This window comes from Paracoccus marcusii (assembly GCF_006151785.1).
GTDB lineage: Bacteria > Pseudomonadota > Alphaproteobacteria > Rhodobacterales > Rhodobacteraceae > Paracoccus > Paracoccus marcusii.
The window spans coordinates 1-8,267 of sequence record NZ_VDDD01000138.1; the positions used below are offsets into that span (position 1 = coordinate 1).

The 8,267-nt window shown below is 70.1% G+C and carries 8 protein-coding genes and 2 pseudogenes; 4 read left to right on the forward strand and 6 right to left on the reverse strand.

What is annotated here, in order from left to right:
* The 3 genes and pseudogenes from FHD68_RS15990 to recR form a co-directional block, all read left to right on the forward strand.
* Positions 1–571, forward strand: a pseudogene (locus FHD68_RS15990) (DNA polymerase III subunit gamma/tau); the annotation flags it as partial.
* Positions 572–574: 3 nt separating this feature from the next.
* A complete protein-coding gene (locus FHD68_RS15995; protein WP_045982936.1) occupies positions 575–919 on the forward strand; it encodes a YbaB/EbfC family nucleoid-associated protein in 345 nt (114 codons plus the stop codon).
* 5 nt (positions 920–924) lie between these two features.
* Positions 925–1,524: a recombination mediator RecR gene (recR, locus tag FHD68_RS16000; RefSeq protein ID WP_127898996.1), complete on the forward strand. Its 600-nt coding sequence runs from the start codon at positions 925–927 to the stop codon at positions 1,522–1,524.
* A gap of 96 nt (positions 1,525–1,620) precedes the next feature.
* Here recR and FHD68_RS16005 read toward each other — a convergent pair whose 3' ends face one another.
* The 4 genes from FHD68_RS16005 to FHD68_RS16020 all read right to left on the reverse strand — a co-directional run bounded on the left by FHD68_RS16005 (position 1,621) and on the right by FHD68_RS16020 (position 5,967).
* Positions 1,621–2,073, reverse strand: coding sequence for an Hsp20 family protein (locus FHD68_RS16005; RefSeq protein ID WP_045982934.1), 453 nt, complete (start codon positions 2,071–2,073; stop codon positions 1,621–1,623).
* 114 nt (positions 2,074–2,187) lie between these two features.
* Positions 2,188–3,483 carry a glycolate oxidase subunit GlcF gene (gene glcF / locus FHD68_RS16010; protein ID WP_046001058.1) on the reverse strand — a complete coding sequence of 432 codons (1,296 nt, stop codon included), beginning with the start codon at positions 3,481–3,483 and terminating at the stop codon, positions 2,188–2,190.
* Positions 3,483–4,520, reverse strand: coding sequence for an FAD-binding protein (locus tag FHD68_RS16015; RefSeq protein WP_127898997.1), 1,038 nt, complete (start codon positions 4,518–4,520; stop codon positions 3,483–3,485). The genes glcF and FHD68_RS16015 overlap by 1 nt, the downstream gene beginning before the upstream one ends.
* The gene (locus FHD68_RS16020) at positions 4,510–5,967 is read right to left on the reverse strand and encodes an FAD-linked oxidase C-terminal domain-containing protein (RefSeq protein ID WP_127899412.1); all 1,458 of its coding nucleotides are present in this window, start codon (positions 5,965–5,967) and stop codon (positions 4,510–4,512) included. Before FHD68_RS16020 ends, FHD68_RS16015 begins: the two co-directional genes overlap by 11 nt.
* 91 nt (positions 5,968–6,058) lie before the next feature.
* Here FHD68_RS16020 and FHD68_RS16025 point away from each other — a divergent pair, with 91 nt between their 5' ends.
* Entirely contained in the window at positions 6,059–6,835 is a 777-nt protein-coding gene (locus tag FHD68_RS16025) for a DUF599 domain-containing protein (RefSeq protein ID WP_046001060.1), read from the forward strand.
* Here the strand turns inward: FHD68_RS16025 and FHD68_RS16030 are convergent.
* Together FHD68_RS16030 and FHD68_RS19115 are read right to left on the reverse strand one after the other, a co-directional pair.
* Positions 6,741–7,940: an MFS transporter gene (locus tag FHD68_RS16030; protein ID WP_127898998.1), complete on the reverse strand. Its 1,200-nt coding sequence runs from the start codon at positions 7,938–7,940 to the stop codon at positions 6,741–6,743. The genes FHD68_RS16025 and FHD68_RS16030 overlap by 95 nt on opposite strands.
* Before the next feature lie 99 nt (positions 7,941–8,039).
* Positions 8,040–8,267 (reverse strand): annotated as a pseudogene (locus FHD68_RS19115) (hypothetical protein); the annotation flags it as partial.

Consider the following 8,267-nt stretch of genomic DNA (forward strand, 5'->3'; position numbering starts at 1 on the left):
CCAAGCCCCGCAGGCGATGCGCCGCGCCCGCCCCGCGCCGGCGGTCCAGGCGCACGGCGCCGCGGCGCATGCCCTGGCCGTGACGCCCGAACTGGTCGAGAGCTACCCCGATTTCGCGTCCGTCATCGAGCTGATCACCCGGATGCGCGACATGACGCTGCTGGTCTTGGTGGAACGCCACGTGTCGCTGGTGCGCTACAGCCCCGGGCGGATCGAGTATCAGCCCCGCGACAACCCGCCCGCCGATCTGGCGCAGCGGCTGGCCGAGCGCCTGCGCGGCTGGACCGCCGGACAGCGGTGGGCCGTCACCATCACGAACGAGGACGGCGCCCCCACCATCGCCGAAACCCGCGAGGCGCAGGCCCGTGCCGACCGCGACCGTGCGCTGGCCCTGCCCATCGTGCAGCAGGTGCTGGCCGCCTTTCCCGGCGCGACCCTGACCGGCATCACCCGCGTCGCCCCGGAGGCCCAGGTCGCCGACCTGCCCGAGGGTGCGGCCAATCCCCATGACGGAACCGAAGGCCCGGTGGCCGAGGTTGAGGAATGGGACCCCTTCGAGGATGAGGACTGAACGATGATCAAGGGATTGGGCGGCTTTGGCGACATGGCCAAGATGATGAAGGCCGCCAAGGACATGCAGGACAAGATGGGCCAGATGCAGGAGGACATGGCCCGCATCACCGTCACCGGCGAATCCGGCGCGGGCCTGGTGCGCGCGACCTGCACCGCCAAGGGCGAGTTGACCGCGCTGGAGATCGACCCGTCGATCTTCGTGCCGTCGGAGAAGGAGGTGGTCGAGGACCTGATTCTGGCCGCCATCAAGGACGCCCAACGCGCCGCCGAGGAGAAGATGCAGGCCGAGATGTCGCGCATGACCGAAGGCCTGGGCCTGCCCCCCGGCATGAAGCTGCCCTTCTGAGCGGCATGGAACAGGGCAGCGACGACATCCAGGCGCTGATCGCGCTGATGGCGCGGCTGCCCGGGCTGGGCCCGCGATCCGCCCGCCGCATCGTGCTGCAGCTGGTGCGCCGGCGCAGCCAGCAGATGGTGCAGCTGTCGCAACTGCTGGACCGGGTGGCGCAGAACTCGCGCGAATGCGTGGTCTGCGGCAACATCACCGACCGTGACGAATGCGCGATCTGCACCGATCCGGCCCGCGCAACCGGAGAGATCTGCGTGGTTCAGGACGTGGCCGACCTGTGGGCACTGGAACGCGGCCGGGCCTTTCGCGGCCGCTATCACGTGCTGGGCGGCACGCTGTCGGCGCTGGACGATGTGGGACCGGAGGACCTGGGGATCCCCACCCTTCTGGCGCGCATTGACGACGAAAGCATCACCGAGGTGATCCTGGCGCTGAACGCCACCGTCGACGGTCAGACCACCGCGCATTACATCGCCGATGTGCTGGAGGGGTCACCGGTGACGGTGACGGGCCTGGCCCAGGGCGTGCCCATCGGCGGAGAGCTGGATTACCTCGACGACGGCACCATCACCGCCGCCTTGCGCGCGCGCCGCAGGCTGTAACGACAAAAGGCCGCGTCGGGGGACGCGGCCTTTCCATCGGATCTTGGGCGGACGGGGGGTCCGGGGGGCTGGCCCCCCGGCCGTCGCGGGACGCGATCAGGCGTCCAGCTTGCCGACACGTGCCGGGGTCTTGGCGATCTCGATCCGGCGCGGCTTCAGCGCCTCGGGGATCTCGCGGACCAAGTCGATATGCAGCATCCCGTCGACATGGCTGGCGCCATCGACGCGGACATGGTCGGCCAGCGTGAACTTGCGCTCGAACGCACGCGTGGCGATGCCGCGATGCAGGAAGGTCCGGCCCTCGTCCTCGTCCGCCTTGCGGGCCGACACGATCACGGCGCCATCGCGGACCTCGACGTTCAGGTCGTCGGCGGCAAAGCCGGCCACCGCGATCGAGATGCGATAGGCGTCCTCGCCGGTCTTCTCGATGTTGTAGGGGGGATAGGTGGTGCTGGCCACGTCAGCGGTCATGGCGCGGTCCATGACGTCGGCCAGACGGTCGAAGCCGACAGAGGCCCGGTACAGCGGGGTCAGGTCGAAATTACGCATGTGTCACATCCTGTTCAAAGCGATGTCAGAGTTGCCCCCCGAAACCGGGCGGGCAGGGAAACCGACGCCGTCATGGCCGCCGGTTTCCTGAATCTAGATCGCTCGAACCGCGTTTCAAGACCCCAATGCGGCAGGTTTCGGCCCGCCCGTGGCCCAGTCCAGCAGTTCGACCGTATGCACCACCGGCACCTGCGTCCCGCCGCCGATCTGCATCATGCAGCCGATATTGCCCGCCGCGATCACCTCGGGTGCGACCGCCTCCAGCGTCTCGACCTTGCGCGCCTTTAGCTCCGACGACAGTTCCGGCTGCAGCAGGTTATATGTCCCCGCCGACCCGCAGCACAGATGCGGGTTCGCGGGCTCCAGCACGGTGAAGCCCATCCCCGACAGCAGGTCCTTGGGCGCCGACCGGATCTGCTGGCCGTGCTGCAGCGAACAGGCCGAATGATAGGCAACGCGCATTCCCTGCCCCTGATCGCCTGCCCGCGCGGGCAGGCCCAGCCCGACCAGGAACTCGGTCACGTCACGGGCCAGGCCCGCGACACGGCGCGCGTCGGCCTCCATCGGGTCGCCCTTGAACAGGTGCCCGTAATCCTTGATCGTCGTTCCGCAGCCCGAGGTGTTGATGATCACCGCGTCCAATGCACCCCCCTCTTCGGCCGCAAGCAGGCGGCGGATGCTGTCGCGGGCGCGGGCCTTGCCGTCGGCCTCCTGCCCCATATGCAGGGTCAGCGCGCCGCAGCAGCCGAAATCCTGCGGGATCACCACCTCGACCCCCGCCCGCTGCAGCAGGCGGATGGTGGCATCATTGATGTCGGTGTTCAGCGCCCGCTGCGCGCAGCCGACCATCAGCGCGACCCGCGCGCGACGGGTGCCCTGCGCCGGGAAGGTCTGGCCGTCGTCGTTTCGGCTGACCGGGGGGATCGACCTGGGCGCCATGTCCAGCATCGCGCGCAGGCGGCGGTCCGGCATCAGCCCCTTGAAAGGCCGCGCGATCCGCGCGCCCATCAGCGCCAGCCGGAACCGGCCCGGATGCGGCAGCACGAATTTCAGCACCCACCGCAGGAAGCGGTCAGCGACGGGACGGCGATAGGTCTCCTCGATATGCTCTCGTGCATGTTCCAGCAGGTGACCGTAATGCACGCCCGACGGACAGGTCGTCATGCAGGACAGGCAGCCCAGACAGCGGTCGATATGCTTGACCGTCTTTTCGTCCGCCGGCCGGCCGGATTCCAGCATCTCCTTGATCAAGTAGATACGGCCGCGGGGGCTGTCCAACTCGTCTCCCAAGACCTGATAGGTCGGGCAGGTCGCCGTGCAAAAGCCACAATGCACGCAGGTCCGCAGGATCTTGTTCGACCGCGCGGTCAGCGGGTCGGACAGCTGTTCGGGCGAGAAATGGGTCTGCATCAGGCAAGATTTCCAAACAGGCCGCGCGGGTCGAACCGTGCCCGCAGGTCACGCTCCAGCCGGTCGGTCAGGGGGTCGGGGGCGGGCAGGATGCCCGGCGCGCCGCTGATGCGGCGGGCATGGCCCGAAAAGGTCGGCAGGTCGGGCATCTGCCCGCGCGGCAGGCGGACATGGATCAATGCCCCGCCCCAGTCCAGCGACCGGGGTTCCGGCAGGCGCGCCAGCAGGGCCGGCGCCTCGCTTGGCCGACAGGTGATGCGCCAGGTGTCCAGGTCGGGGTGGTGGCTGGTCCGGCACAGCAGATCCCAGGCCTCCGGGTCGCCCTCCTGCACGGTACCGAAGTCGGACAGGCGCGCGGTCAGGTCCGCCGCGCGTGCCTTGACCGATGCCGCCAGCCCCTCGACCCGGATCAGCGCGCCGTGGCCGGGCAGCCACGCCGCACCGGACACGTCGAAGGGGCCGCCAAGCGCGCTGGACAGGGCCGGGATGGCGGCCGCGGCGTCCAGGTCCGGCAAAGCCAGGGTCGCGGTCACGGGCGGGATGGGGGCCGTACGAAAGCTGATCTCGGTCAGCGCGCCCAGGGTACCGCGGCTGCCAGCCATCAGCTTGACCAGGTCATAGCCGGTGACATTCTTCATCACCCGCCCGCCATTGCTGACGATCTGGCCCTGCCCGTCCACGAAGCGGACGCCGATCATCGCGTCGCGCGCGGCCCCGGCCTGAACCCGGCGCGGGCCGCTGGCATTCGTCGCGGCCACGCCGCCGATGGTCGAGCCGGTCGTGACCGGGGGTTCGAACCCCAGCATCTGGCCTTCGGCGGCCAAGGTCTGGCGCACTTCCTCCACCGGGGTGCCCGCACGGACGACCAGCGTCAGCGCCTCGGGTTCGTACAGCGTCACGCCGGTCAGGGCGGTCGTGTCGATCCGGTCCCCCTGCCCCTCTCCGGGCCACAGGCGCGTGGCGCCACCGGTCACGGCGATCGGGCCACGGGCGTCGCGGATCATCTGGGCCAGCTGGCCCTCGGTCTCAGGCCGCATCGGCGGGCCGGTTCAGGCGGCGGTCGCGGCGCGGGGCGCTAACGTCCAAGGGAAAGACCTTGGCCGCGTTCAACAGCCAGTGCGGATCGAACGCATCCTTGACCAGCATCTGCGCCTCGAGGTCGTTGGGGGCGAACTGTTCGCTCATCAGGTCTCTCTTTTCGATGCCCACGCCATGTTCGCCGGTCAGGCAGCCGCCGACCTTGATGCACAGCCGCAGGATGTCGGCGCCAAGCGCCTCGGCCAGGTCCAGATCGCCCGGCTTGTTGGCGTCATAGATGATCAGGGGGTGCATGTTGCCGTCGCCCGCGTGAAACACGTTCGACACGGCCAACCCGTATTGCCGCGACAGATCGCCGATGCCCGCCAGGACCGTGGGCAGGGCCGTCACCGGGATCGTGCCGTCCAGGCAGATATAGTCGCCCATGCTGCCCATCGCGCCAAAGGCCGATTTCCGGCCCTTCCAGATGCGGGCGGATTCGTCGTCGGACCGGCTCTCGCGGAACTCGACCGGGTCGAAGGTCATGGCGATGTCGCGGATCAGGGTCAGCTGTTCGTCGATCTCGGGGCCCGTGCCCTCGACCTCGACGATCAGCAACGCCTCGCAGTCGGGATAGCCCGCGCCCGAAAACTCCTCGGTCGCCTTGATGCAGGGGGCGTCCATGAACTCGATCGCGACCGGGATGATGCCCGCGCGGATGATCGCAGCGACGCAGGCGCCCGCGGTCTCGGCTGCGGCAAAGCCGATCAGCGCGGGCCGCGCGCCTGCGGGCTTGGGCAGGATGCGCAGGGTCGCCTCGGTCACGATGCCCAGCTGGCCCTCGGACCCGCAGACGACGCCCAGAAGATCAAGCCCCGGCCCCTCGCCCATCGGGCCGCCCAGATGCACGACCGAGCCGTCCATCAGCACGACCGTGACGCCCAGGAGGTTGTTGGTGGTGACCCCGTATTTCAGGCAATGCGCGCCGCCCGAATTCATGGCGATGTTGCCGCCGATGGCGCAGGCCAGCTGGCTGGACGGATCGGGCGCATAGAAGAAGCCCAGCCCGTCCACCGCACCCGATACCGACAGGTTGGTGCGCCCCGCCTGGACCCGGATCAGCCGGTCGCCGGGGGCGATCTCCAGCACGTCGGTCATGCGCGACAGGCCGATGACGACGGCATCCGCGGTGGGCATGGACCCGCCCGCAAGGCTTGTCCCCGCGCCGCGCGGCACCACCGGCACGCGCAGGTCGTGGCACAGGCGCAGCAGGCGCGACACCTCCTCGGTGCTGCGGGGCAGGACCACGGCCAGAGGCGCGCAGCGATAGGCCGACAGCGCATCGCATTCATAGGCCCGCGTTTCCGCCGGGTCGTCGATGACCGCGCCGGGCAAGGCCGCCTTCAGCGCCTCGGTGATCGCCTGCCTGCGCGACAGGACCGTCGCGTCGGGTGGGGGCATCTGCATCATGGCCGGTTCTCCTCCCTGCCTGTCGTCCCGACGGTATGCCGCGTCACGGGGGGTTTCAAGGCGCGACGTCCGGCCCTAATGTCGCGGCATGAACCTGCTGGACCAGATTTCCGCCGCTCCGATGGCCCTGCGCGACATGGCCGCGCTGGCGTTCCTGTTCGTCGCCTGGCTGGGGATCGGCTGGTTCACCGAACGCCCGCCGGCGGGGCGGCCGTCGGTTTCGGTGCTGATGACGCGCTATCGCCGGGAATGGATGCGCCATTTCGTCGAGCGCGACCCGCGCATCTTCGACGGCAACATCCTGGCCAGCCTGCGCGAGGGGACGGCGTTCTTTGCCAGCGCCTGCATGATCGCCACGGGCGGCCTGCTGGCGCTGATCGGCAACGGCGAGCGGCTGCGCAGCGTCGCCAGCGGGCTGGAGCTGACGCCCACCGCCGGCACGGGGTGGGAACTGCGCCTGCTGGTGCCGATGTTCTTCGTGGTGAACGCGTTCCTCAAGTTCGTCTGGGCGCACCGGCTGTTCGGCTATTGCGCGGTGATGATGGCGGCGGTCCCGAACCGCGCCGACCACCCCGAGACGATGGACCGCGCCATGCAGGCGGCCGACCTGAACATCACCGCCGCCCGCAGCTTCAACGCCGGGCTGCGCAGCGTCTATTTCGCGCTTGGCGCGCTTGGCTGGCTGACCGGTGCCTGGACGCTGATGCTGGGCACGGCGATCGTGCTGTGGGTCACGTGGCGGCGCGAATTCGCGTCGACCTCGCGCCAGGTCATCCTGCGGTCGCTGCCGCCCCCGATGCTGTCCGCCGGGCTTTCCGGTCCTGTCGGACAGCGATCGTCAGCACCACCGCCCCCGCGGCCGTAAGCGCCACGCCCACCAGCCCCGGCGCGCGCCACCCCCATCCGGCCGCCAGCGCCAGCCCGGCCAGGAAGGGCCCAAGCGCGTTGGCCGCGTTGAAGGCCGCGTGATTCATCGCCGCCGCCATGTTCTGGGCCGACCCCGCCACGTCCATCAGCCGCGTCTGCAGCGGAATGACCAGCCCCGCACCGGCGGCGATCAGGAAGGACGACAGCACCATCAGCGGCCAGCTGCCCACGACCAGGGCTGCGAACCCCTGGGTCGCGGCCATCGCGGCCAAGCTGGCGAATGCCGCACGGTCGATGCCCAGGATCTCGGTCAGGCGGCCGGCGCCCCAGGTGCCCAAGGTGCCGCCCACGCCGAAGGCCGCCAGCGTCAGCGGGATCACGTATCCCGGCGCGTCGGTGGTGGCCAGGATCGCCGCCGTCATGAAGGCATAGACCGCGAACAGCCCGCCGAACCCGATGGCCCCCACGGCCAGCACCCACAGGACGCGCGGGTTGCGCAGCGCCGCCAGTTCGTCCCACGGGCGGGCGTCGGGATTGCCACCGACGCGCGGCGCCACGCGCAGGATCAGCCACGCCGACAGCAGCGCGATCACGCCGGGAAGCGCAAAGCCCCACCGCCAGCCGATGCTTTGCCCCATCCAGCCCGCCAGCGGCACGCCGACGATGTTGGCGATGGTCAGCCCCAGCAGCACCCGTGCCGCGCCCCGGGCCCGCTGTCCCACGGGCAGCGCGTCCGCCGCGTAAAGCATCGCGACGCCCAGAAAGCCGCCATGCGGCAGGCCGGCCAGGAACCGCACCCCGACCAGCGTCGCCAGGCCCGGCATGAAGGCCGCCAGCAGGTTCACGACGCCGTAAAAGGCCATCAGCGCCGCCAGATAGCGCCTGCGCGGCAGCCGCGCGCCCAGCATCGCGGTGACCGGCGCGCCGACCACGACGCCAAGGGCATAGGCGCTGATGACGTGACCGGCCTGCGGTTCGGTCAGGGCCAGGTCGGCGGCGAAATAGGGCAGCAGGCCCATGGCCGCGAATTCGGACGTGCCGATGGCGAACGCGCCAAGCGCCAGCGCCAGGATCGCGGCGCGAAAATCAGGGGTAGAGGTCATGCGGAGTTCCTGGGACGGGGGTGTTAGCCCTCACACCAGCTTGGGCGGGGTTTGGCAAGCCCTGCGCGGACAGGTCAGCCTTGCATCATGTGCAAGGCGTCACAGCAGCCCGCGCTGAACCGCGACCCAGATCGCCAGCGCGGCCACCACCAGCACCCCGAACGCGACCGAGGCGCCAAAGCTGACCGCCCTGCCCTGCCAGCGGGTGATCTCGCCCAAGGGGCGCAGATGCGCGGCCAGCGCCGCGTGATCGCGCGCCAGACGCTCGGCGGGCAGCTGCCGCGCGACCTTGGGCTGGGCCGACAGGCGGTCGGCCTCGGCCAGGCG